The sequence below is a fragment of the Methanoculleus sp. UBA208 genome, from assembly GCF_002498065.1.
Classification (GTDB): domain Archaea; phylum Halobacteriota; class Methanomicrobia; order Methanomicrobiales; family Methanoculleaceae; genus Methanoculleus.
Genome location: NZ_DAFZ01000051.1, coordinates 13,329 through 13,529, shown reverse-complemented (window position 1 = coordinate 13,529; position 201 = coordinate 13,329). Strand labels below are relative to the sequence as shown.

Genomic DNA, 201 nt, shown 5'->3' with positions numbered 1-201 from the left:
CCCCCACGGGAAGTGCCTCCCCTGCCCCGGCGGGCCGGAGCACCCTTTTGCGTCCCCCCAGAGTTACACGGGAGAGGAGCCCGCGGCGCTCCGGGCGCGAGAGCACGCGTTCGACCCCTACGAGCAGGTGCAGGCCCGTCTCGGGCAGTTCGAGGCGCTCGGGCACCACGTCGACAAGGCGGAACTGATCGTGATGGGCGG

General features: G+C 72.1%; 1 pseudogene. It reads left to right on the top strand.

The features are described from left to right. Nucleotides 1-201: pseudogene (locus BRA62_RS05050) on the top strand (tRNA uridine(34) 5-carboxymethylaminomethyl modification radical SAM/GNAT enzyme Elp3); the annotation flags it as partial.